At 38.3% G+C, this 22,950-nt stretch carries 23 protein-coding genes and 1 pseudogene; 17 read left to right on the forward strand and 7 right to left on the reverse strand.

Annotated features, from left to right (window positions below; all coding sequences use genetic code 11):
• Window positions 1-27: 27 nt before the first annotated feature.
• From BWR56_RS09275 to esaA, 17 genes are all read left to right on the forward strand, one after another.
• Entirely contained in the window at window positions 28-435 is a 408-nt protein-coding gene (locus tag BWR56_RS09275) for a YwqH-like family protein (protein WP_038804228.1), read from the forward strand.
• 11 nt (window positions 436-446) lie between these two features.
• Window positions 447-719 carry a hypothetical protein gene (locus tag BWR56_RS09280; RefSeq protein ID WP_049505353.1) on the forward strand — a complete coding sequence of 91 codons (273 nt, stop codon included), beginning with the start codon at window positions 447-449 and terminating at the stop codon, window positions 717-719.
• 1 nt (window position 720) lies between these two features.
• Window positions 721-1,371 (forward strand): DUF4176 domain-containing protein, encoded by a 651-nt coding sequence (locus tag BWR56_RS09285; RefSeq protein ID WP_049505352.1) that lies wholly within the window; start codon window positions 721-723, stop codon window positions 1,369-1,371.
• Complete coding sequence (locus BWR56_RS09870) at window positions 1,368-2,852, forward strand: hypothetical protein (protein ID WP_231110158.1); 1,485 nt, start codon at window positions 1,368-1,370, stop codon at window positions 2,850-2,852. The genes BWR56_RS09285 and BWR56_RS09870 overlap by 4 nt, the downstream gene beginning before the upstream one ends.
• Window positions 2,830-3,672, forward strand: coding sequence for a hypothetical protein (locus BWR56_RS09295; protein WP_049505349.1), 843 nt, complete (start codon window positions 2,830-2,832; stop codon window positions 3,670-3,672). Before BWR56_RS09870 ends, BWR56_RS09295 begins: the two co-directional genes overlap by 23 nt.
• Complete coding sequence (locus BWR56_RS09300; RefSeq protein WP_071851074.1) at window positions 3,672-3,983, forward strand: DUF4176 domain-containing protein; 312 nt, start codon at window positions 3,672-3,674, stop codon at window positions 3,981-3,983. Before BWR56_RS09295 ends, BWR56_RS09300 begins: the two co-directional genes overlap by 1 nt.
• An 82-nt stretch (window positions 3,984-4,065) precedes the next feature.
• Entirely contained in the window at window positions 4,066-5,202 is a 1,137-nt protein-coding gene (locus BWR56_RS09305) for a hypothetical protein (RefSeq protein ID WP_076984849.1), read from the forward strand.
• 3 nt (window positions 5,203-5,205) lie between these two features.
• A complete protein-coding gene (locus BWR56_RS09310; RefSeq protein WP_049506151.1) occupies window positions 5,206-6,012 on the forward strand; it encodes a hypothetical protein in 807 nt (268 codons plus the stop codon).
• The gene (locus BWR56_RS09315; protein WP_049506153.1) at window positions 6,012-6,323 is read left to right on the forward strand and encodes a DUF4176 domain-containing protein; all 312 of its coding nucleotides are present in this window, start codon (window positions 6,012-6,014) and stop codon (window positions 6,321-6,323) included. Before BWR56_RS09310 ends, BWR56_RS09315 begins: the two co-directional genes overlap by 1 nt.
• 312 nt (window positions 6,324-6,635) lie before the next feature.
• Window positions 6,636-7,031 (forward strand): YwqH-like family protein, encoded by a 396-nt coding sequence (locus BWR56_RS09320; RefSeq protein ID WP_049506155.1) that lies wholly within the window; start codon window positions 6,636-6,638, stop codon window positions 7,029-7,031.
• 8 nt (window positions 7,032-7,039) lie between these two features.
• Window positions 7,040-7,339, forward strand: a complete 300-nt coding sequence (locus BWR56_RS09325; protein WP_076984850.1) for a variable surface protein mvspG — start codon at window positions 7,040-7,042, stop codon at window positions 7,337-7,339.
• Window positions 7,336-7,989: a DUF4176 domain-containing protein gene (locus BWR56_RS09330; protein WP_049506158.1), complete on the forward strand. Its 654-nt coding sequence runs from the start codon at window positions 7,336-7,338 to the stop codon at window positions 7,987-7,989. Before BWR56_RS09325 ends, BWR56_RS09330 begins: the two co-directional genes overlap by 4 nt.
• Window positions 7,979-9,715, forward strand: a complete 1,737-nt coding sequence (locus tag BWR56_RS09335; protein WP_049506160.1) for a T7SS effector LXG polymorphic toxin — start codon at window positions 7,979-7,981, stop codon at window positions 9,713-9,715. The genes BWR56_RS09330 and BWR56_RS09335 overlap by 11 nt, the downstream gene beginning before the upstream one ends.
• Complete coding sequence (locus BWR56_RS09340; RefSeq protein ID WP_049506163.1) at window positions 9,712-10,437, forward strand: hypothetical protein; 726 nt, start codon at window positions 9,712-9,714, stop codon at window positions 10,435-10,437. The genes BWR56_RS09335 and BWR56_RS09340 overlap by 4 nt, the downstream gene beginning before the upstream one ends.
• Window positions 10,430-10,858, forward strand: a complete 429-nt coding sequence (locus tag BWR56_RS09345; protein ID WP_049506165.1) for a hypothetical protein — start codon at window positions 10,430-10,432, stop codon at window positions 10,856-10,858. The genes BWR56_RS09340 and BWR56_RS09345 overlap by 8 nt, the downstream gene beginning before the upstream one ends.
• Before the next feature lie 22 nt (window positions 10,859-10,880).
• Entirely contained in the window at window positions 10,881-11,336 is a 456-nt protein-coding gene (locus BWR56_RS09350) for a DUF5085 family protein (protein WP_231110160.1), read from the forward strand.
• Window positions 11,337-11,606: 270 nt separating this feature from the next.
• Window positions 11,607-14,294: a type VII secretion protein EsaA gene (esaA, locus tag BWR56_RS09355; protein ID WP_049506169.1), complete on the forward strand. Its 2,688-nt coding sequence runs from the start codon at window positions 11,607-11,609 to the stop codon at window positions 14,292-14,294.
• A gap of 136 nt (window positions 14,295-14,430) precedes the next feature.
• Here esaA and BWR56_RS09360 read toward each other — a convergent pair.
• The 7 genes and pseudogenes from BWR56_RS09360 to BWR56_RS09390 all read right to left on the reverse strand — a co-directional run bounded on the left by BWR56_RS09360 (window position 14,431) and on the right by BWR56_RS09390 (window position 22,837).
• Window positions 14,431-15,698: pseudogene (locus tag BWR56_RS09360) on the reverse strand (transposase).
• 132 nt (window positions 15,699-15,830) lie between these two features.
• Window positions 15,831-17,078 carry a toxic anion resistance protein gene (locus tag BWR56_RS09365; RefSeq protein WP_049506174.1) on the reverse strand — a complete coding sequence of 416 codons (1,248 nt, stop codon included), beginning with the start codon at window positions 17,076-17,078 and terminating at the stop codon, window positions 15,831-15,833.
• 21 nt (window positions 17,079-17,099) lie between these two features.
• Window positions 17,100-17,906: a hypothetical protein gene (locus BWR56_RS09370; RefSeq protein WP_076984851.1), complete on the reverse strand. Its 807-nt coding sequence runs from the start codon at window positions 17,904-17,906 to the stop codon at window positions 17,100-17,102.
• Window positions 17,907-18,125: 219 nt separating this feature from the next.
• Window positions 18,126-18,737, reverse strand: a complete 612-nt coding sequence (gene rpsD / locus BWR56_RS09375) for a 30S ribosomal protein S4 (RefSeq protein ID WP_000092756.1) — start codon at window positions 18,735-18,737, stop codon at window positions 18,126-18,128.
• Between the two features lie 202 nt (window positions 18,738-18,939).
• Window positions 18,940-19,974 (reverse strand): sensor histidine kinase, encoded by a 1,035-nt coding sequence (locus BWR56_RS09380; protein WP_076984852.1) that lies wholly within the window; start codon window positions 19,972-19,974, stop codon window positions 18,940-18,942.
• Entirely contained in the window at window positions 19,971-20,669 is a 699-nt protein-coding gene (locus BWR56_RS09385) for a response regulator transcription factor (RefSeq protein ID WP_076984853.1), read from the reverse strand. Before BWR56_RS09385 ends, BWR56_RS09380 begins: the two co-directional genes overlap by 4 nt.
• A gap of 80 nt (window positions 20,670-20,749) precedes the next feature.
• Window positions 20,750-22,837, reverse strand: a complete 2,088-nt coding sequence (locus tag BWR56_RS09390) for an SSURE domain-containing protein (protein WP_076984854.1) — start codon at window positions 22,835-22,837, stop codon at window positions 20,750-20,752.
• Window positions 22,838-22,950: the final 113 nt, after the last annotated feature.

Genomic DNA, 22,950 nt, shown 5'->3' on the forward strand with positions numbered 1-22,950 from the left:
TTGATAAAAAACAAAGGAGATATAGCTATGTCTCGTGATTACAGTTATGAGATTTACTCTTTACGACAACAGATTTCAACAATGTCTAGTGAAAGAGCGGATATATTAAATAAAATTAGTATTCTAAAACAGAATAAGAGTAAAATACAGAGCAAGAAAAGCGCAATTTCAGAACAATTGTCTCAATACGATTTGATAAAGGCAAAAGCTACTTCTAATTTTGCTGGAAATAGAAGAGATGATTTTAATAATAAAATAGAGACGCTAAAGGGATCGATTTCCCAATGGTTGGAGAATACCCAGAATAATATTGATTTGATTGACCAAAAAATCTCAACCTATACGGCTGAAGCTTCTAATTTAGCAATTGGTATGAATTACGCTAGCCAATCACTAAATACTTATATTTATCTTCAAAGCCAAAATGAAGATTAAGGGGGAGAGTTATGGGAGAAATAAAATTAGATTATAATATTTGGTCTGTTGATGTTGTTTCATATTCTTCATCAATTGATGCTTTGTCCGATCTTTCAAAACCTGCCTTGAGCGAGAATGACTTACAACCTTTCCTTAAAATTAATACGATGATAGATGAGTTAAACAGTTCGATAAAAACATTTAAAAGCAATTCAATAGATCAGACTAGGAATATGTCCAAAGCTGTAGCGAATAAAGTGTCTGATGATGTTGCTGGGGCTGCAGGTTTTAGAGGAGGATAAGATGATTTCACAAGAAATGTTATGGGCGCAGTATTTTACAGAGTCCTATCTTGGATTTAAGCCAAATTCACTCATCGATCAAATCGCTAAAGCTATTATTTATAGACCAGATTTATTTAGAACATTGGTTTCAAATTTGTCTCAGAGTGATATGAGTTATGAATACAATCCAACAATTGGAGCAAGTATTGATTTTCGCTTCAATAAGGGAGAGGTTATTATCACTCGTCTTGGGGAAACTCAGCTTTTTTCCACATCTGAGTTTGTGCGTTTACTTGGATTAATTGATAAAATTTATACAGAAATTCTGCCATTAGGTAGTGTTATTCAAATAAATAGAGAAAAGTTACCCAAAGATGCTCTTGAGGATTTTATTGAAGAAATGCCTATCTATGTATTAATTACAGGACAACGGGTATCAATTGAAAACAAATTTTATCTAGATTACACAGGATATTTTTGGCCCAAAGGTTTGATTCCAAATCAAGAAACCTTAGTTATATCCGATGACATGATTGCATCCGTCCTTTTTAGGGGGCCAGAGAAGAATGATATTCAGGAACAACATGTCTTAAACCTACGTCGCCAACTACTTGCAAAGGATCTGGATTCTTATACTTTTCACAATTATCAAATGGAGGCTAGCCAATGAAATATAAGTATTCTGAATTATTGATAGCGCGCGAGGGACTTTATCGTTCAAAAAGTGGATTTGAGGATAAGATTCTAGCAGCGATTCAAGGGACTCGAGAGTTGATTGGCACCGAAAGTTTTCGTTCTGCCACCAAAGATGCGATTAATGCAGAACTGAGTAATTATAACCTGCCTTTATTATTTAGTTACCATGATTTAGCCAATGGTTTATATAATGAGTGGGATCGGCTGATGTTACGCTTTCAGGAGTTGGTTGATGAGCATAGTCCTGCTGCTGTCATTGATACGTCAGAATTTTCTGGTTTAAAAACAGCTGTGGGAAAACCGACTCAAGAGATTTTGAACTTGATTGCCCATCCAGACCTGACAATAGCTTACTCTGCAATTGGAGGTATGGTGGGCATCAGCAATCCTTCTTCCGCAGATATCAAAAGCCATAAGGAAGAAGCCCTGCAATCTCTTCGTACAACTGAAAGTCGGATGGAATCATTTAATAGTGAACTGTTGGGGAGCGGCGTGACCACTACCCTATCCACAATCGCAAGTGGTTTGAGTCGGTCTCGCAAAGCTGTTGCTATGACAGACCCTTATCACAATGTGGAAGCCCTTGCAATTTTTAAGGACACGAAGTTACGGGATCAACAGATTGAGAATTCTAAAGCTCTGCATGAGGAGCTAATCCGTTATATTCGACATTATAATCCAGAAACAACCTTTGACTTGAGCCAGATGAGTGAGCAGGAACTACAGACCTTGGGTCGTACGATCTCTCTTGCCTCCCATGGGAATGGCGGTAAGAAACCTCAGGAGCTGATTGATTTCTTGAAAGGGAATGAAGTTACGTTTGAGAAGGAGATCACAGTATATGACGATGGTCAGCACTATCTCAAGAGTAAAATCCAGATAAAAGGTCACTTCAAAGGGGAAAGTGCCATCACTTTTAACACTAAATATAAAGATGGTAAGTTAAGTCAAGAAGGAGAGTATAGCGTAGGGGGACTGAGTACAGATTTCCTAGATGAAAAGCCCAATTATAAGACGAAGATAGGGCTAAAGGACTATTCTATAACGGGTGAGTTCAGTCTAGCAGACAAGATTAGTTCAAGCTACGGGAGACTCGCCCCCAACCTTTCCATTGGCTTTGGCTATAAGAATCGCTCTCTTGAGGTTGGTACCAAGTCAGAGAATGGCTATCGTGTTTCCTATGTAAAAGAACATAACCAGGTCAAACAAGACTACGCAACAGTTAAAACAACCACTGAAACAGGGGTGAGAACGGTGGATCATGGAGAACAGATATTAAAAGCGGGGAAAGTAGTAGTTGCTACAGTTTTTGTTATTGGTGCTATAATTTATGGTGTTACACTTAGTGCATCTACATTTGGATTTGGAGTCTCGATAGCGGCTCCAGTAATAGCGAGCGCCCTCTTATATTTAAGTTCTACAATGGAGGATAATGATGAAAGAAATATTAAATAACTATTCGTTGAAAATATCTGGATTTGAAATTCCAAAATTATATAATTTGACAAAAATAGTATACATTTGCTTATTTCCTATAGTTTGTCTAGCATTTATAGGGATGGTTGTTGAATTATTTAAAGGTGGGGAAATGAATTTTATGAAATTCATTACTTATACGGTAGTATGTTTTGGGTTTGAGACACTCCTTTCATTAAACAATAAACTAGTTAAATTAGCTGTAGATAATATCCTTTTGACGGATATTAATTTCGACAAGCACATAAGTTATTATCGTTATGTGGCTGAACACTCAGTCAAGTCTCAACAACTGTTTAATAATGCAAATTGTTTACTAGCTATTGCCCAAGCGTCATACTACCAAGGAAAGTTTGAAGAAACACTTGATAATTTGGAACGAATAAATTTTGAGGATAAAAATTTTAATAAGAAATTTGAGATCCAATTGTCCACAGCTTACTTTAAGATTCTTTCTCTAATCCATGCTGATAAAACAGAAGAAATTTCGAACCAAATCGATATGTTAGCTACATTAAAAGTTCGAACAAATTCTCAGGTTACTAGGCAGACGAATGCAATAAACATAATACAAGCTATAGAGAATCTTGTTTTAAATAAAATATCAAACGACTATTTCGACACTGCGGAACCAGAAAATAAGTTAGCTCGAATCATGTTCTCTTATTACGGAGCTCTCAATGCCCAATTAAAAGGAGACGAAGCTCGTACTCGTAATTTGTTTGAAAGCATAGCTCATGAAAATCCAGAACTCTTTTATGTTCAGGAAGCGCAGAAATATTTAGAAGGAGAAAACTGATGTCAGAACGTACTGCTTTACCGATTGGAAGTGTTGTTCGAGTGAGAGAAGGTGTAGAGCCTGTCATGATTGTTAATCATTGTCCAGTTACTGAAAAGGACGGCAGGCAAGGTTATTTTGATTTTGGAGCAGTCAGTCTTCCGCTAGGACTCATTAATCAAAACATTATCTTCTTTAACAAAGAGGATATTGATGAAGTTCTATTCTTTGGTTACATCGATCGTAGATTTCAAGACTTTTTGAGTCGTTATGATGAGGAAGTCTCAAAAATCAGCTATGAGCGCTTTAGTGTAGATGATTTTAAAAAATGACATACAAATCCTAGAATTTCATTCTAGGATTTTCTATATGGTGAGAAAATGTTATAATGAAGATTAAGTAGACTGGTCACTGGTGAAATTTGCCCATCCAGACCTGACAATAGCTTACTCTGCAATTGGAGGTATGGTGGGCATCAGCAATCCTTCTTCCGCAGATATCAAAAGCCATAAGGAAGAAGCCCTGCAATCTCTTCGTACAACTGAAAGTCGGATGGAATCATTTAATAGTGAACTGTTGGGGAGCGGCGTGACCACTACCCTATCCACAATCGCAAGTGGTTTGAGTCGGTCTCGCAAAGCTGTTGCTATGACAGACCCTTATCACAATGTGGAAGCCCTTGCAATTTTTAAGGACACGAAGTTACGGGATCAACAGATTGAGAATTCTAAAGCTCTGCATGAGGAGCTAATCCGTTATATTCGACATTATAATCCAGAAACAACCTTTGACTTGAGCCAGATGAGTGAGCAGGAACTACAGACCTTGGGTCGTACGATCTCTCTTGCCTCCCATGGGAATGGCGGTAAGAAACCTCAGGAGCTGATTGATTTCTTGAAAGGGAATGAAGTTACGTTTGAGAAGGAGATCACAGTATATGACGATGGTCAGCACTATCTCAAGAGTAAAATCCAGATAAAAGGTCACTTCAAAGGGGAAAGTGCCATCACTTTTAACACTAAATATAAAGATGGTAAGTTAAGTCAAGAAGGAGAGTATAGCGTAGGGGGACTGAGTACAGATTTCCTAGATGAAAAGCCCAATTATAAGACGAAGATAGGGCTAAAGGACTATTCTATAACGGGTGAGTTCAGTCTAGCAGACAAGATTAGTTCAAGCTACGGGAGACTCGCCCCCAACCTTTCCATTGGCTTTGGCTATAAGAATCGCTCTCTTGAGGTTGGTACCAAGTCAGAGAATGGCTATCGTGTTTCCTATGTAAAAGAACATAACCAGGTCAAACAAGACTACGCAACAGTTAAAACAACCACTGAAACAGAGGTGAGAACGGTGGATCATCTCCAAAGGACATTTGACTATGTCGCAGAGCATCCGGTCGCAGCTGTATTTTCTGTAGCAGCTGTAGTTTTTGGAGTGGTTGCTGCCCCTGTTATTGGAACTGCGTTAGGTGCTTTTGGAACTCTAAAATTACTAGGAGGGTTAACTAGCATCCTTATTGGAATATCTATTTTTAATAATAAAGGGGAGTAATATATGAAACTAGTAAAAAGGATAGTCAGTTCAGCGACGGAGGATATCTTACTTAAAATAGAGACTATTAGTCAGCTTAGTTCAGTCTTAGGAATATCTTTGGGAGTGCTGGCAGTGATTCTAGAATCTAAAGGTAATGAAAAATTATGGTCGTTAATATTTATATCAATGATGTTGGGATTCCTTATTCTTGTTTTATATCTACGAGTTGTATCCAATAAGGTAATCTATTTAATGTTACACGATTCTATAGATTTAGAGGTATATGAAGCTATGTTTAAGGTTGAAGCTGAAAAATCTATTAAGCCCTATAGAGCAACGTACCAAGAAAATTTCCATTTTGTTAAGGGACAAGTGACTTATTTGAAAGGAGATTTTCAAGCTGCGAAAGAAAATTTTGAAAAAATTAATTTAAAAAAAGTTTGGAAGAGATTTAGTACAGACATATTCCTAAGATTAACTTATGGTCAATTGTTGGTTTCCATTCATCTTCAAGATGAACCAGCTATCGCTTTCTTTGAGGAACAATTGTCCAAGGCGCCAGATTCGAAAGATGGGAAGGCTAAACTCGTTGCTCAAGCCCAAGCCATAAAAGATATTGTGTTCAATAAAGAAGTGAACGACTACTTCGATACCACAGAACCTGAAAATAAGCTAGCCCGAATCATGTTCTCTTATTACGGAGCTCTCAATGCCCAATTAAAAGGAGATGAAGCTCGTGCTCGTAGTTTGTTTGAAAGCATCCCCCATGAAAATCCAGAGCTTTTCTATGTACAGGAAGCGAAGAAATATTTAGAAGGAGAAAACTGATGTCAGAACGTACTGCTTTACCGATTGGAAGTGTTGTTCGAGTGAGAGAAGGTGTAGAGCCTGTCATGATTGTTAATCATTGTCCAGTTACTGAAAAGGACGGCAAGCAAGGTTATTTTGACTTTGGAGCTGTCAGTCTTCCACTAGGGCTTATGAATCAAAACATTATCTTCTTTAACAAAGAGGATATAGATGAAGTTCTATTCTTTGGTTACATTGATCGTCGTTTTCAAGACTTTTTGAGTCGTTATGATGAGGAAATTTCAAAAATCAGCTATGACCATTTCACCATAGAAGACTTCAAAAAATGACATACAAATCCTAGGATTTCATTCTAGGATTTTCTATATGGTGAGAAAATGTTATAATGAAGATTAAGTAGAATGGTCACTGATGAAATTTGCCCATCCAGACCTGACAATAGCTTACTCTGCAATTGGAGGCATGGTTGGCATCAGCAATCCTTCGTACTTGAACTTGATAAGAGCCTTTCCCCAAAAGTTTCTCACTTTTGGGGATTGATTCAAAGGGAGTAAGTTTAATCAAAAGGATATGTATATGGGTTGTTGATTCTACGCAAAATATGCTAAAATGAAGTACAGTTTATAAAAAGGAGAAGGGAAATGGGGTCGTATTATAAACAAATTGCGGCTAGATTTCGTCGACAAGCTGCTGAAGCTCAAAGAGCAAAAAGTGTAGTTGACGGGAAAATATCTAGATTAAGAAAAGCTAGCAGTAGTTTAGCAAGTGAGATACAGTCTATTGATAATCGTGCAAGATCTTTAGGTCAGATTCTTCCTTTAGATTCCTCTAGTTTTAAGGGGAGTCGTCAGCAAGATTTTGAAGGTCATTTTTATAATTTAGGAACGAATATTACTAATTTTCGAGATAGCCATAACAATAATAAAACTGCTATTGAGGATAAGATACGTAGTCTGGAAACTCAATCAAGTGAGCTACAGTCTGCAATAGCATCTTATTATCGTCAGGCTCGTGTCTATGAATATATGGAGGATTAGGGAGAGAAATGGTAGATACAGGTGTAAATCAATCCAGTTGGAACACTATTACAAGAGATGTTTCTACTTCAACTACAGGAATCGGTAAACTAAGTGATATGCGATTTAGTCGCACAGATCTTACCCCTTTTACCACTTTTAATGACGTTTTGGAGCACTTTAACAAGTCTATTGTTACTTTGAAAAATTTTACCAGCGCAGATGCTCTAAAAATGGAACAAGCAGGACAGAATAAGATAGATGATGACGCGCATGAAGCAGGAGCTATCACAGCAGGAGCTATTGCATCAGGAGGGTTGCGACCATGAAGGAAGAACAAATGATTTTATTCGCCCGAGCCTTGTCTAGATGTAGCCTATCTGAAAAGGAGCAGGAAGTATTGACAGCGGTAGCGATGACCCTATCAGGACATCCAGATGTTTTTCGGGCCTGTTATATAGCTTTTATGAATGACGAACCTAGCTATCATTATCATCCAATGATAGGGGCGCCGTTGGAGTTTTTCTATGAAAAAGAACTCGTGCGAATTCGGCGTCTCCAAGAAGAAGTCACTTTACCTCGTTCGCTATTTATCCAGTATGCTTCCTATGTGGATCTCTGCTTAAGTCGTATCTATCCTTTGGGTACTGTTGTGGAACTTGATCGTGAGCTTCTTCCGAAGGACTTGGTTGAATCATTTGAAAGCGAGCAGATGGACTTTTTTGTAGTCATTTCGGGTCGTCGAGTTGATTTGGATAATGGTCATTATATGGACTACATCGGTCATGGCTATCCATTTGGATTACGCTTTGACACTTCACCCTTGTTTTTAAGCAATCTCTTGATTAAGAGAGTAGTATCAGAAGGGTATTCGGATACCGTGGATGAACATTACTGCCAAGAAGCTCTGCGTAAGGACTATCTAGACGCAGGACTGATTTCCAGTGTTTACTCAGAGGAGGAAGTGAATGAAGATTGATGTATCCGAAGTTCGAGTTCAAAAAGAGTTGTTAGTTATTTCGGTAAATAGTATCAAGGAACAGCTATCTGTTTCGAGAAGCCGTCTATCAGAGGTCGTTTCAACCGATAGTCTTAAAGGGGCAGTGAAGGATGCCATTAACCAGAAGGTGACCAACTATCAGATACCACTAGTTGATAACTATGTCAATGCCCTAGATAGCATTGTCAGTCGCTATGATGGACTTGTGAAGCTCTTTCAAGACACGGTGTCAGAGACCGACAACAGTGCCATTATTAAGACAGAATATCTAGAACGCATCAAGCAACGGATGAAAGATCCGATCGAGGGATTGAAGAGCAGTTCCAGTAAGACGAAAAATATCTATGCAGGGATAAGTGATATCCTAACGTTAACGAATCCTAGTTTGGATAGTGTGAACACGAGCTATAATCAAGCAGTCAAGAGTTTAGATGATACCATAAAGAACATGGAAGCTTTTAATAGTGTTCTTCTAAAAACAGATACCTTTGACCTTATCGATATGCAAAATAGTGAAATCGCAACACTATCAGGTTATGCCCCTCTTCCGTATGGGAACCCCGCATTGAGAAATTATTATAATCGAACTCAGTTTAAAAACTCAGTTTCAGAGATTCACACAGCTATCCATAGCAACTCCAAAGCTGTGAAGTACCAAAATGCTCTTGCAAAACAGCTTGCCGAGTCTAAGTATAGTGGGACGGTGGCCGAAAATGAGAACTTAATAGATTCATTATTTAATGTTTATAAAAATGTCACAAAGAGTGATTTATATAAAAATAGTAAGGACTATAAAAAACATTTAAAATCTATTTTGCCAGCTTTATATGCGTTGTATCGTTTTAGTCAAAATAAAAAAGGAGATACCATTGTTCTTAAAGAGACAACAAAATTTGGAAAACTTCTAGATAATTATTTTGAAGTTACCAAGAAATTAAATGGTAGTCGTACTTATAAGGTAGTTCAATATAAAAACGGTGGTGTTCCACAGACCTTCAAATCCATAATGAAAAAGCTAGGCTATACTAAATATAATGAAGAATTGAGTAAGGTTTTCAAATCTTTTACAGATACAACTCGATTTAGTACCAAAGTGGCTAGTGTCGGAAAATCACTTGTGTCTACAACTGGAAGCCTATTGAAAGAAGAATTTATTAAAGAGATAACTTTCAAAGGCGCTGGTAAAGGCCTGTGGAGTTTAGGAAAGGCAGGCGCATCTGGAGGATTTAAAGGTTTAGTTAAGTCTGCTACAGATAGCTTTAAAAATTACAAAGAAGGTTTTAAATCCGCTACGAAGTTTGGTAAGTTTTTAAAAGGTGCTGCAGTTGTTGGTGTTGCTTTAGATGTGGTTGATACTTTCTCAAAAATCCACGATAATAAACAAGAGGCTAAACGTCAAGGTCTAAGAGGAAATGAAGTTAAGGCTAGTGTGGCAACAGGTTTTGTAATAGATGCGGCTAAGGCCGCAGGGACAACTGTTGCTGCAACTGCCGCAGCGAGTGCTGGGGCTGCTTTAGCAGGTGTTGGGTTAGGTCTATTAGGTGTTGCAACAGCCCCTGCTTGGGTAACTGGAGCAGTAGCAATCGGAGCATCTGCTGCAGCGGTAGCTGGGCTGAACTGGCTTGATAAAAAGTTTAATGTCACTGATAACCTGAAAAAAGGTGCCAATAGCCTGATCAAAGGTATGAGAGGATGGTTTAAATGATACTGGAACGAATTAAAAAAACTTTTGAATTTCAACGAAGCAAAATAAAAGGCCCTGTTCCACTTTGGGGAGTATTAAATGGGATTTTTATTTTGTATCCTATAGCCTTTTTTATGTTTATGGCAGGAGGGTTAGAGGTTCTAAAAAATGAGGACTTATATCAAGGGCTGCTTATTGCAGGGATTGTTGTCTGGATTTTAAATCTTGTTTTTCTTCTGGATCTTAAGAGAGGAATTTTAACCAGTTTTGGAACCTATCTCATGTATCTGACTGGTCATGTTTATACCATTATTGGATTTAGTAGTTTGAGTGGGGACCATAACTTTATTGTTCTAAAGTTATCTCTCCCCCTTATCTATGCCATTATAATTATTATCGTCATGAGCTGTTTGGTTGACTTGGACTCTGAAGAAATTATTTCGGAGAAGGCTGGGAAAATTATGCTTAACTATGTGATGGGGCCACCTTTAATTTTAAGCACTTGCTTTATTTTAGTGGGAGTGTTTGGTTATGATTTTTTAATGAGCTGGGGAGTATCTTTACTCTTAATGATTTTTGGACAATTTCTGTATGCATCTTGGTTTGTGATTATCTACGCCTACCAACATCGTCATGATATTGAGGAAACAAGACCAATCAAGCATATAGAAGTGTCTTCGGATTTGATTCAAAATAAAGAATTTGATAAAAATAGATTTAAAAAGGAAACGAAACATGATTAAAGAAATCCAAATTCATATGGAACATTTGATGACAGACCAGGTCCAGATTCAAGCGGACGAACTATTGGAGTTGTTTGTCCACACAGAACTCTTACCCTATACCAATGGCATCTATAAAGATGGTCCGACCATTTTTGAAATGACTCCAACTCAATTTGACGAAGAAGAACAGGATGTTACCCTTTATATACCTGTCATTTCAGAAACAAACTCAACGAGCCAACTAAGGTACCAAGCTAGTTTAAATATTGAGGGTATCAGTAAACGTGTGCCATTTGAGGATGGCTTGGACCAGTCCATCTACGAGATGAAGGATTACATCAGAGAGCACGGTTGGAAGTTGCAAGACAAGTTGTATCTGGTCTTGATTCCAGTTTATGATGATTTGTTTGTAGATTTGATTATCCCAGTGGAGAAGTAAAATGGCAGAAATTACATATGGTATGAATCAATCATTAATGATGAGTAATGTCTTAAGTATCGATTACAACATTACTGGTGATGAAATTGCAGTAGCCTTTCAAGATATGGTTCAAACAGCCGTAGCGGCTGGGTATACGCCAAAAAGCAATCCATTTTACTCATGTCCTCATATCGGAGAGTTGGATGATGGTACATACAATATCACAGTCTATCTTCCCGTTCATGAGGATTATCTAGGAGAGAATGAATTGCTTGAAGGGACAGCTTATAATAGTTATTTTTTAGTTCCGCAAATGGTAGGAGCTAGAGTTACTGGGGAGGAAGCAGTCAACTTTGATAAGGCTATATACGGCTTAACCAATTTATTGATCGACAATGACTTAGAAGAATCTACACCCGTATTTTATATTTCAAGTAAGATAAATGATGTTTTGTATACAGATATCATGGTAGGGGTTCGAGATAAAATGAATTGAGGATAATAGAAAACTTAAGGAAATAAAGAGACTTAAAACTACTCATGTTCGTTTCCTTGTAGAACTTATAAATGACATACAAATCCTAGGATTTCATTCTAGGATTTTCTATATGGTGAGAAAATGAAACACCTAAAATTTAGTATATAGGTAGGTGCATAAGCAAGTTACGAATTGGTAAGTTTTATTAATAGAATAAAGATTATAAGCACTCCTTGCCTGACTCTAGTATTCGTGGTATAATAAAGAGATAAATGAGAGAGGTTAGCTATGAAAAAAATAATTATAGGTAGTAGTGTTTTTGTAACTTTGTTGGTTGGTTCAGGAGCAACATTTATTTATTTAAAGAATCAAGAGATTTCTGTAACAAATAAGGTTAACGATCGTAAATTGAATATTGCTCTGGTAAATGAAGATGCTGGAGGCGTATTAAATGGCAACGCCTATAATCTAGGAAATGATTTCACAAATTTATTATCAAAAGAGAATACAAATCAATGGACTGTCATGACTCGTAATGTTGCTGAAAATCGATTTGAAAATGGGTCGGTTGATGTAATTGTTTATATCGAACAACAGTTTTCAGAAAAAATAGCTCAACTGGAAAGTTTTAATCCTGATAGAGCAAAGATAACATATAAAACGAAATCAAATTTAGATCCAGTTAAATCTAAGAATGTTGAGTTACGAGTAGGCGAGTACCTCAATACTATTAACCAAAATGTTATAAAAATGTATTTTTCAAGTGTTATCAACAATCTAGATGATGCTAAAAGAAATGTTGATAATATTGTAAATGAACAGTCTGGGACGCATTCAAAAATTTCTCAATATATCTATGGTCCGTCAAACGAAGCAAGTCAGTCTATGTTAAGCACTTTGGAATTTGCTTCAAATCTACAGAAAACGAATTCGTCTTATGAAGATTCTCAGAAGGCTTTTTCTGATTCTGTTGCTAGCCTTTTAAATAATACAGGAATCGGATTAGAAAAACAACTTACGGAAGTTAAAACTTATTTTGATGCTCAGAAGGAAATATTTGAAAAGAATGTCTTAACAACCAATAGCACCTTGAAAGAACAGCATGAAGAAAATTCTAAAATTATAGATGGTTTAAATAATTCGGTGCTTAAATCATTGTATCAATTTGGAAATAGTACAGATAAGGAAAAATCTGAACAAGCTAAACTAGAAGATTTAGTAGTTGATTATCATAAGGTTATTGTTGATTATCAAGGTAAAATAAAAGATAGAAAATCTGAATTTGGACATCTTAAAAAAGAATTAGAAGAAGAGAAAAAGAAAATATCACTCTTTTACTTTGGTAAAGAAGATGTTGATTTAAAATCGGACCTTACTTCGGATGCTAAAGCAACACTTGTAGATCAGATTAATAAAAGTTTGATTACTGAAAATCATTTGCCTGAAACTTATCAAAATTTGATTCGTTCAAATCTAACAGATATTAGTATTGAATCAACTGATTACCAAACTTTATTTAGTAAATTGGAGAAACTCAATGTCCTAACAGCTGATCAAGTCAAAGAATATAATGAAAAAATAGATTTACTTAAGAATTATACTAAATTTGATAAGAAGGCCACCTCTATAAGTGGATTACCTATTTTTGAATTTTTATCGATTGAAAATGATAAGCTCGATAAAGTAACAGAAACTATGGAATTGACAGTTAAATTACCCCAGGCTGAGTCTGAAACTGTCGAAGCTTCTGTGACAAAACCATCCAGTAGTTTGCCTGAATCATCAACGGTAGTTGAGGGTGGCGGAGATTCTAGCAGTTCTAAAGGGACAAAATATTTATCTCCTAAAGCTAAAATTTATGTTACAGGAAATGCTACTTTAGTTGGAGGAGAGCAAACTATAACAGATGATAAGCTTTATACTATGACGGTTGAATATACTTTAGAACCACATTATGGGAAAAATGAAATTTCATTTGAAGTACACATTGGTGAAACTACAATTCCTGTCAAGAAAACTATTTATCGTAGCGATAAAGAAGAGTCAGATGTTTTAGTGAAAAAAGATTTAAAACATATTCTTGATAAATTAAGCAAAATCGATCGTTCAACTGGTATGATTCAAGCAATTTATGGAAGTCCAAGTAGCTCCTCTATTAATTTTTCTGCCTTATCACCAGATTCTGTTTACAATATGTATGGTAATATCAGTCGTGATGATATAGCGACTCAGTTGTCAGAAGATCAAGTTGCTAAGTTTAAAGAGTCAGGTATAGATTTGTTGGAACAAATTCAAAACTCTTTGAAGTCATTAGAAAAATCAAGTAACACATTGCCTGAATTGGCTGAAGCTGAGTTACCAAATGATTATTTCAAAAATCAAATTACAAACTTAGCTAATTGGTATAATAATTCGATTAAGACCTTATCAACCGAGTACGATAAGTGGAAGGAAACGAAAGCAAAACAATTGGAAGTGACGGGTACAGCTTCAAATGCTAATAGCGGAACATTAATAAATGATAGTGAGTCATCAAATCGCTTATATAGATCAATTGAATCATTAGTGTCTACAACTTCTACTGGATCAAAAGAAACTAGTCAAAATCATGAAGCGGTTGGAACTATGAAGGATCAGTTTACTCAATTTGTTGATCAAGTTCAGACTATTAAAGGTAATGTTGATAAGACTATTTCAACTACGAATGATTTGATATCTAATGAAGCAGAAGTTATTCAAGGGAATAGAGACTACGCAGAGTCCTTTAAAACTGTTATGAAGAATATTCGTGATGGTGGAACGACCAATCAAAATGTGATGAATTTTTTATCTAATCCAATTGAAACTAAAAAAGAAACATATGAAGCGCCAATTTCAGTGGATAATAACAGAGTATGGGTTATTTTAGCGATTATTTTATCAGCAATTTCATCAGCAGGAATCACATATTGGTTGACAAAAGAAAAAGGCAAATAATGTAGATAATAACTCTCAAAATGTACTGACCCCAAAAAGTTAGACAATTAATTTATCCAAAGGATTTAGTTCTGTATTGCACAGGGCTAAGTCCTTTTAGTTGGCTCTTTGTCAACTGTAGTGGGTTGAAGAAAAGCTAAGATCTAGAAAGGACACATTTCGTCCTTTCTTTTTTGATGTTCAGAGCGATAAAAATCCGTTTTTTGAAGTTTTCGAAGTTCCGAAAACCAAAGGCATTACGCTTGATAAGTTTAATGAGATTATTAGTCGCTTCCAATTTGGCGTTAGAATAGGGTAGTTGAAGGGCGTTGACGATTTTCTCTTTGTCCTTTAGAAAGGTTTTAAAGATAGTCTGAAAAAGGAGATGAACCTGCTTTAGATTGTCCTCAATGAGTCCAAAGAATTTCTCCGGTTCCTTATTCTGAAAGTGAAAAAGCAAGAGCTGATAGAGATTATAGTGGTGTTTCAAGTCTTCTGAATAGCTCAACAGCTTGTCTAGTATTTCTTTATTGGTCAAGTGCAGACGAAAAGTAGGGCGATAAAATCTCTTATCACTGAGTCTACGACTATCCTGTTGGATGAGTTTCCAGTATCGCTTGATAGCCTTATATTCATGGGATTTTCGTTCAAATTGATTCATTATTTGGATACAGACACGACTCATAGCACGGCTTAGATGTTGTACAATGTGAAAGCGATCAAGAACGATTTTAGCACACGGGAGTGAAACAGTCTGGGGGACTGTTTCAGCCTGAGCCTAGAAATTTGAACGCGAAGCTGTTTAGCCAAGTCATAATAAGGACTAAACATATCCATAGTAATAATTTTCACCTGACATCGAACGGCTCTATCGTAGCGAAGATAGTGATTTCGGATGACAGCTTGTGTTCTTCCCTCAAGAACAGCGATGATACTGAGATTATCAAAATCTTGCGCAATGAAACTCATCTTTCCCTTGGTGAAGGCGTACACATCCCAAGACATAATCTCAGGAAGATGAGAAAAATCAAGTTTAAAGTGAAAGTCATTGAACTTGCGAATAACCTTTGAAGTTGAAATAGACAGCTGATGAGCAATCTTTTGGTTGATGATACGAGGGATTTGGTGATTTTTATTGACGAGGGAAGTCTCAGCGACAGCCATTTTTGAGCCATTGATAGCACTTAAACGGCGTTTTTTAAGGAGAATTCTAGTAGGCATACCAGTCGTTTCAATGTAAGGGACCTTAGTCGGTTTTTGAAAGTCCTATTTCCTCATCAGACTTCCGCAATCAGGACAAGATGGGGCACTGTAGTCCAGTTTAGCAATGATTTCTTTGTGGGTATCCCTATTAACGATATCTATAATTTGGATATTAGGGTCTTTAATATCGAGTAGTTTTGTAATATAATGTAGTTGTTCCATATGAATCTTTCTAATGAGTTGTTTGCTTGCTTTTCATTATAGATCTTATGGGACTTTTTTTCTACAACAAAATAGGCTCCATAATATTCATAGGGGATTTACCCACTACAAATATTATAGAGCCTTTTAGTTTTATTCTTGTACTTCTTTCTGAGCAGCCTTTCCTTGGTCTAGAAGGGCTTGGACGATTTTCTCATCGCGGAGTTTAACAGAGTCGTTGATCATTTCTGCAGATTTGACGATGGTTGTTTCTAGTTGAGCACGTTTCTGGCGTCCCAACTCAATGGCAGCAACGATACCTTGGTTTTGAGCGACTAGACTTTCAGCAAGTTTGGTGACGGATTCAACAGCTACTGTTGGACTTTGGGCAATTCGTTCCATCTGCGGAATCACTTCCTTGCTGGTTTCAGCTAGCATCTGAAGGGCAGCATTGTTGGCATTGACAATGGCATCTGCCACGACACCTGATTTCATCGATTGTTGCAAAATACCAAGTTGGGCAATCGAAAGCTTCATGGTTGGAATGGTATTGCGACGAAGCATGCCCAATTTTTGGCGCATGTCCGATGAAACTTTGACGAGATTACGCATTTGTGGAGTCGTCGTCCAAGCTACGTAAAGGCGGCTAACATACTCTGTATGTTGTTGTTCCAGTGTATTGACCACTTCTGCCATACGAGCTAATTCTTGGGACTTGGTTTGATATTCTACCGTACTTGAATCTAGTTGATCTACTTGAGTCTTCAATTCAGCAGCACGATTCCCAGCTTCTGCCTGACTGGCCTCGATAAAGGAAATTACTCCCACTAGATTTTCAATGGATTTGGTATTGTCCTCAATCAGCATTTCAGCAGAAACAATATTTCGCGCCAGCACATCTTCTTGCTTGACCACAGCAGCAGCCATACCATCTAGCTTTTGCTCAACTGTTTTTGAGTCAAAATAAAATTCTTGCAGACTGTTCTGACTTTTTTTAAATAATTTTTGCAAAAAGTTTGGCTTTTCTTCCAATTCTGCAATTTCAGCATTCTTATATTTGGCTACAAAACCTTGGAGCTCACGATTGGTATTTTTCAGCAGATCATCCACCTGAGGAATTTGCAGTTTCTTCTGCTCGGTCAAAATACGGTTAACCGTACCATTGACACCTTCCACCGCTGATTGACCAAAGTCCAAGAGAGCATTTTGGTCTGTGACAAACTGATCCACCAATTGAGGCACGCGCTCCTTGATTTGCTCTTGTTGCTCAGGGCTTAGCTTTTCAAGAAAAGTAATCGTCTGGGCTGAGCCTGTATTGGTCTCGATGATTTCGGTTGTCTTGTCCACTTTGGCCACTGTATTATTAGCAATCTGATCAATATCAAAATTAAATTCTGTCATGGTTACTCCTTTGTGTCTACCCTATTCTTTGCGATCTTTTCCTAAGATACGCAGGCTAATATCAAAATCGCGCATATCTGTTTCATTGAGTTCTCTCAAAACTTGGTCTAGCTCAAGGTCAAATTGTTCGATGGCTGCTTTAGCTTGTTCCAAGCGTTCTTCCGCCCGATTATAATTTTTGGGATTTGCCTTAATCTTTAAATAGCCCTCTAAAATCGTTTGGAATTTCTCCATTTTTAAACTATGGATGGCCGTCAGCTCTTCTTTGGCTCCAACATCCGATGACTCGATTTTGTCGAGAATCGCTTGATGGTCCGCAACAATATTTGCCAAGGTCTGAGACAATTCAGGCGCCAATTCTTCGGGCTCCTTATTTTCGATGTCTACCAGACTCTCTCTTTCTAGTCGCTCTAGCTGGACGTCTATGGTCGCCCTTACTGAGCGAACCTTTTTATCAATGCGACTATAAACAGCTTCGTCAATATAAGATTTTAAACGATTAGCCTCTTGATGAATTTCTTGAAGTTCAATCAAGACCTGATTAGCTAGGCTTTTATAGGCTGCTGAGCCTTTCTCAGACAAGGTCTCCTCTAACTGCTGGATATCTTTATCAGCCTGACGAATCCGCGCTTTTAAAAGCTCAATCTGATCTTCCAAAGATCGATCCTTCAAGAGAGGATAACGCCAACGCTTATAGACTAGATAAGCCCCGAAACCTATCAAGCCACAAATTGCCAAAGGCAGAGCTACCTGAACCAAGAGACCTAGTAAAAATAAGCCACCCCAGAAATAAAGGCATCCTTTCAATAATACATTACCCGATTTCATAAACATTCCTTATCTTAAGTTTATAAATCTATTTTAGCACAAAAGCTGAAAATGAGGGCGGAAAAGTCACCTAAAACACGGATTTCTTTATACTATAGCTAGAAAGATTCTCGATAACTAAAAGCACTCCTTCCGACAATGCCCAAACCCAGAAATCACCCTTTTAAGACAAAGCAAAAAGCCCACTGTTGTAGGCTTTCTGTAAGATATTTCTTAAAATTAAAGCATTTTGTTGTAGAATTCAACGACAAGTGCTTCGTTGATTTCTGGGTTGATTTCGTCGCGTTCTGGCAAGCGAGTCAATGAACCTTCCAATTTTTCAGCGTCGAATGATACGAATGCTGGACGTCCAAGAGTAGCTTCTACTGCTTCAAGGATTGCTGGAACTTTCAATGATTTTTCACGAACTGAGATCACTTGACCTGGAGTTACGCGGTATGATGGGATATCAACGCGTTTTCCGTCAACAAGGATGTGACCGTGGTTTACGAATTGACGAGCTTGACGACGAGTAGTCGCAAGGCCAAGACGGTAAACAACGTTATCCAAACGACGTTCCAAAAGAAGCATGAAGTTGAAACCTAGGATTCCGCCTTTGATTTTTGTAGCTTGTACGAACAAGTTACGGAATTGTTTTTCACCTACACCGTAAGTGAAGCGAAGTTTTTGTTTTTCAGCCAATTGCAAACCGTATTCTGACAATTTAGAACGGTTGTTTGGTCCGTGTTGTCCTGGTACGTAGTTACGACGTGCCAATTCTTTACCTGTACCTGTAAGTGAAAGGCCAAGGCGACGAGCTTGTTTCCAAGATGGTCCTGTATAACGTGACATTTGTATGTCCTCCTGATATAAATAATATTTCGGTGGAAATAGTCACTTAGAAAGCCCTGATTCGTGCAGATGCCCTTCGCCTAAACAGCCAAGGTTACTTGTCATAAGACACCTGTTGACGAGCTTCATGCTTTCCTGCTGCTATTTCACACAAAGGCTATTGTACCATGAAAAGCTAGATTTGTAAAGGGATTTTACGGCTTTATTTCAAATTAAGGCTGAATGTAAACTTGCTTCCTAAGCCATATTGACTTTCTGCTGTGATTTCGCCACCAAGCTGATGGGCTAGTTCTCGTGCGATCGCAAGACCTAAGCCATGCCCACCCGTCTTCATATTGCGCGAAGTTTCTACACGATAAAGTCGTTTAAAAATCTTTTCCAAATCCTCAGGAAGGATCCCCTGTCCCTCGTCTTTCACACTGATTGTCAGTTCTTGTTCTGTTAATTGGGCAAGAACCTCGATTCTGGTTCCTGGTTCTGAATATTTAAAGGCATTGTTTAACAAATTGACCAGAATGCGAGAAAGTTTGTCAGAATGGCTCTTGATTTTCGCTAACTCAGGTGATACTTGAATGTAAACATCTCGCTCCTCTTGTTCAATCTGGAGTTGAAATTCACTCATTGACTCAATCAGCAACTGATCTAAAAAGACCTCTTCGACTTCCTCGTCAGCAATTTCTTGAGGTTGTGTATTAAGAGTCAAAACATCCAATTCCTCCACTAGCTTGTTTAGACGCTCAGTTTGCCGACCAATCGTGGTTAAGTAGTGGAGCCGTTCCTCTTCCTTAATCACTCCATCTAGAATTCCCTCCACAGTAACCTGAATGGAGGTAATGGGAGTTTTAATATCGTGAGAGAGCTGCGCAATCATCATTCTCTTTTCTTGCTCGCTCTCATCAAGTGATTGAAAGGTAGCCTGCAAATTGTGGGACATGTCATTAAAAGCCTGGCCCAGCTCTTGAAATTCTAATGGGCCCTTGGTTTCAATTTCTGTGCTGAAATCCTTGCTTGCTATATCCTGAGCTTGTTTTTTCAAATGTTTCAGAGAAGAGAACACAGGCGACAAAAGAAAGATGCTTACTGCAGCGCCAATGAAACTAGCAATCAAGGTCATTCCAACTAGAAAGTAAACTTCACTTTTCTCGATCAACATTCGTTGGACTGCCCAGAAAACGACCAAAATCGTTAGTAGAGTCGACACTAGATACCCCACTAAAATATAGTTTTTTAATTTCATTTTCTACCTCTTGGTCTTTCCATCTTATAACCCAAACCCCAGACAGTTTTGATAGCAGGAGCATTTGAATTTGTATACTTGGTCAACTCTTGCCTCAAAGCATGGATATGAACATTGAGTGTATTGGTATCATCCACATAGTCCTCTTGCCATACCTTCTCATAAAGTTCCGTCTTTGAAAAGACTCTCTCAGGATTGCTGGCCAATATCCATAGAAGCTCAAAGGATTTTACTGTCAATTCCAAAGGTTGCTCCCCAATGCGAACTTCATGAGTCACATGGTTGATTACCAAGTCACCAAACTCGATCTGTTCTGTCTCTACTCCACGGCTAAGGCGACGCAAGATATTATTCACTCTTAAAACCAATTCGCGTGGGCTAAAGGGTTTGACTATAAAATCATCTGCCCCCAAACTTAATCCATAAATCTTATCCTGTTCGCTCGTCTTAGCAGTTGTAAAGAGGAAGGGTTGATCCGGAGCGATATACTGAACTTCACTGATAAAATCATAACCGTCCATATTGGGCATCATGATATCTGTGATAATGAGGTCGATAGATTTTTTTCTGAAAAGCTCTAATCCCTCCTTGCCATCATGGGCGACCAAAACGTCGTAACCTGCCTGTATAAGATAGCGGTTTTGAATATCTAGAATATCTATCTCATCATCAACCAGCAAAATTGTCTTTTTCATCTGACACTCCTTCGATAAAAACAGTGTTATACTTGCTTTAGTATAACACTATTTTCCCTAATGTTTAAGTGATTTGAATCTTAATCTTCTCGTTTGGTTGTCAAACCCAAAAGTCCAACAAGCCCTGCCAAGGCTAGACCAACGATACCAAGGCCAGCTGTAGCTGTTTTAGCTTCCCCAGTATTTGGTAGCATCGCTTTATCATCTTTTTTCATCATATTAGCCATTGGGCTAGAAGCTGGTTGATCTACTTTCATATCTGACATATGGTGATTTGTACCCATCATACCCTCAGTCATACCTGTAGAGCCTGTTTCAGAAGGCTTCGTATTCATCTGACCTTGTTGAGATGGTATTGTCGCCATTTCTTTTCCACGAAGCTGAATCGTTACTTGACGAGTAGCAATCAGATTGGTCAAATCAGGTTTGCCATCTTTAGATCCATAGACTTTAACAGTAGCTAGATATGTATGGGTTCCGTTAGCTCGAAGTTGCTCCAGCAAGGCCTGACCATCTTTGCCAACCGTATTGCCATTCAAATCCACTTCGTAGAAATATTGACCTTTAGCCAAGCCTTCAAGCGGCAATAGAGCTGGATTTTTAGCCATTCCATTGTCTGACCATGGGGCTTTATCTGAGGCTTTTAACAAGAGGCGAGTCAACATGCCATCTCCACCAAAAGCTTCGTATGGAATAACTTGGTTGACGCCGGCCAAGAAAGGTCCAGGAACCTTAGCCTTATCAAGGTAGCTAGCTGGAACATCAATCATGTCTTTGACATTGTTAACAACAGACTCTTTAACCTGATTTGGTGTGGTCAAGCCATTCAAATTAACAGTCAAATCTTTAGTCGCTACGAGGTTAGTTAAGTCAGGCTTGCCGTCTTTCGTACCGTACACCTTGATAGTAGCTTTATAGCTTTGCGTACCATTTTGTTTCAAGAGGTCAAGCAGCTCTTTATCTGATTTTCCTTGGGTGCCTGCCAAGTCTACTTCATAGAAGTAAAGACCTTTGCCCAATTTCTCTACTGGTGGGAGAGCTGGATTTTTAGCTGAACCATTGTCTGACCATGGAGCCTTATCGGATGCTTTCAAGATAAGACGAGTTAACATGCCGTCTCCAGCGAAAAATTCATATGGAATGACTTGATTGACACCAGCTGTGAATGGTCCTGGGAAGTTAGCCTTGTCCAAGTAAGTGGCTGGGACATCTACTGTGTCTTTGGTGTTGTCGGCTACGCCTTTTTGGACTTCAGCTGGAGTAGTCAAGCCATTCAAGTTGACATCCAAATTTTTAGTCGCTACGAGGTTAGTTAAGTCAGGCTTGCCGTCTTTCGCACCGTACACCTTGATAGTAGCTTTATAGCTTTGTGTACCATTTTGTTTCAAGAGGTCAAGTAGTTCCTTGTCAGATTTTCCTTGAGTGCCAGCCAAATCCACTTCATAGAAGTAAAGGCCTTTGCCCAATTTCTCTACTGGTGGGAGAGCTGGATTTTTAGCTGTTCCGTTGTCGGACCATGGAGCCTTGTCGGATGCTTTCAAGATAAGACGAGTCAACATGCCATCTCCACCAAAAGCTTCGTATGGAATGACTTGATTGACACCAGCTGTGAATGGACCTGGGAAGTTGGCTTTGTCAAGGTAGCTAGCTGGGACATCTACTGTGTCTTTGGTATTGTCAGCCACACCTTTTTGCACTTCAGCTGGAGTGGTCGCTGGTTGCGCTTCACTGGCTTCACGGTCTTGTCCAGAAACTGTAGACGCAGGACTTTCCACAGGTTTAACTGCATCTTCTGTTTGTTTCTTAGAGTCAGGTTGTGCTTGCACTTCTTCTTTTGGTGCTACTGCCGGCTCTTTAGCAGTTGCGTCCGCTTTTTCTGAAGAGCTTGTCGTATCCACACTTGCTTTAGGTGTTGGAATAGACTGTTCTGAAGGAAGAGCTACATCGACTGCTTTTTTGAGAACCTCTGCTGGTAAGTCGCTCTTTTCACTCACCGAAGCAGCGTCTGGCACGACTTGGGCAGGAGTCGGATTGACGACATCAGCACGTGCAGAACTTGGTTGACCAACTAGAACAAAGAAGCCACTAGCCACAACAACTGAAGCAACACCGACACTGAGACGGCGAATAGACCAACGAGTATATCTCTGATTTGGATTGAATTTCATAGGATTCTCCTTAGAGTTTTCTTTTTTTGATGACTCTAGTATAATCTCCTGAAATTAAAAAGGATTAAGAAAAAGTTAAAATTTTTCTTAAATCCCTCTTATAAAATACTTAT

Source organism: Streptococcus oralis, assembly GCF_001983955.1.
GTDB classification, from domain to species: domain Bacteria; phylum Bacillota; class Bacilli; order Lactobacillales; family Streptococcaceae; genus Streptococcus; species Streptococcus jiangnanensis.